Here is a 1,938-nt window from a genome sequence, read left to right on the forward strand (position 1 = left end):
TTTTACAATGGAGAGTTTGATCCTGGCTCAGGATGAACGCTAGCGGCAGGCCTAACACATGCAAGTCGAGGGGCAGCGGGGTTGAAGCTTGCTTCAACTGCCGGCGACCGGCGCACGGGTGCGTAACGCGTATGCAACCTACCCAGAACAGGGGGATAACACTGAGAAATCGGTACTAATACCCCATAACATACTGAAAGGCATCTTTCGGTGTTGAAAACTCCGGTGGTTCTGGATGGGCATGCGTTGTATTAGCTGGTTGGTGAGGTAACGGCTCACCAAGGCGACGATACATAGGGGGACTGAGAGGTTAACCCCCCACATTGGTACTGAGACACGGACCAAACTCCTACGGGAGGCAGCAGTGAGGAATATTGGTCAATGGACGCAAGTCTGAACCAGCCATGCCGCGTGCAGGAAGACGGCTCTATGAGTTGTAAACTGCTTTTGTACGGGGGTAAACTCGGATACGTGTATCTGACTGAAAGTACCGTACGAATAAGGATCGGCTAACTCCGTGCCAGCAGCCGCGGTAATACGGAGGATCCAAGCGTTATCCGGATTTATTGGGTTTAAAGGGTGCGTAGGCGGTTTGATAAGTTAGAGGTGAAATCCCGGGGCTTAACTCCGGCACTGCCTCTGATACTGTTGGACTAGAGAGTAGTTGCGGTAGGCGGAATGTATGGTGTAGCGGTGAAATGCTTAGAGATCATACAGAACACCGATTGCGAAGGCAGCTTACCAAACTATATCTGACGTTGAGGCACGAAAGCGTGGGGAGCAAACAGGATTAGATACCCTGGTAGTCCACGCAGTAAACGATGATAACTCGCTGTCGGCGATACACAGTCGGTGGCTAAGCGAAAGCGATAAGTTATCCACCTGGGGAGTACGTTCGCAAGAATGAAACTCAAAGGAATTGACGGGGGCCCGCACAAGCGGAGGAACATGTGGTTTAATTCGATGATACGCGAGGAACCTTACCCGGGCTTGAAAGTTATCGACGGACTTGGAAACAGGTCTTCCCTTCGGGGCGAGAAACTAGGTGCTGCATGGTTGTCGTCAGCTCGTGCCGTGAGGTGTCGGGTTAAGTCCCATAACGAGCGCAACCCCTACCGTTAGTTGCCATCAGGTGAAGCTGGGCACTCTGGCGGGACTGCCGGTGTAAGCCGAGAGGAAGGTGGGGATGACGTCAAATCAGCACGGCCCTTACGTCCGGGGCTACACACGTGTTACAATGGCAGGTACAGAGGGCAGCTACCCCGCGAGGGGATGCGAATCTCGAAAGCCTGTCTCAGTTCGGATTGGAGGCTGAAACCCGCCTCCATGAAGTTGGATTCGCTAGTAATCGCGCATCAGCCATGGCGCGGTGAATACGTTCCCGGGCCTTGTACACACCGCCCGTCAAGCCATGGAAGCTGGGGGTGCTTGAAGTTCGTGACCGCAAGGAGCGACCTAGGGCAAAACCGGTGACTGGGGCTAAGTCGTAACAAGGTAGCCGTACCGGAAGGTGCGGCTGGAACACCTCCTTTCTGGAGAGTGCGACTGTTCGCAGACAGATCGATCTACGGTTTTCTCTCAAAGTAGCCGGTAATTTTTTAACGTTATACTCGAGTGGGGTTTTCCCGCGGATAACAGTCCCGTAGCTCAGTTGGTTAGAGCACTACACTGATAATGTAGGGGTCTGCGGTTCAAGTCCGCACGGGACTACACCGATGCAACACTCGGGGGATTAGCTCAGTTGGCTAGAGCACCTGCTTTGCAAGCAGGGGGTCAAGGGTTCGACTCCCTTATCCTCCACTCGGAATCGAAAGATTCGACGTTCATTGACATGATTAAGGAGATGAGATATGGTTCTTACGTATGAATATATGTAAGAGTTGTAAGAAAGTAATAAAGGGCGCATGGGGAATGCCTAGGCTCTTGGAGGCGACGAAA

General features: G+C 52.7%; 2 tRNA genes and 1 rRNA gene. All 3 read left to right on the forward strand.

Going from position 1 to position 1,938, the window contains the following annotated elements:
* The first annotated feature begins 4 nt into the window (after positions 1–4).
* The 3 genes from B5G16_RS12370 (at position 5) to B5G16_RS12380 (ending at position 1,800) form a co-directional block, all read left to right on the forward strand.
* Positions 5–1,532: ribosomal RNA gene (locus B5G16_RS12370) — 16S ribosomal RNA — on the forward strand.
* Positions 1,533–1,636: 104 nt separating this feature from the next.
* Positions 1,637–1,710 (forward strand) — tRNA-Ile (locus tag B5G16_RS12375).
* A gap of 16 nt (positions 1,711–1,726) precedes the next feature.
* A tRNA-Ala gene (locus B5G16_RS12380) sits at positions 1,727–1,800 on the forward strand.
* Positions 1,801–1,938 lie beyond the last annotated feature (138 nt).

This window comes from Alistipes sp. An66 (assembly GCF_002161445.1).
In the GTDB taxonomy this organism is placed as follows: Bacteria; Bacteroidota; Bacteroidia; order Bacteroidales; family Rikenellaceae; genus Alistipes; species Alistipes cottocaccae.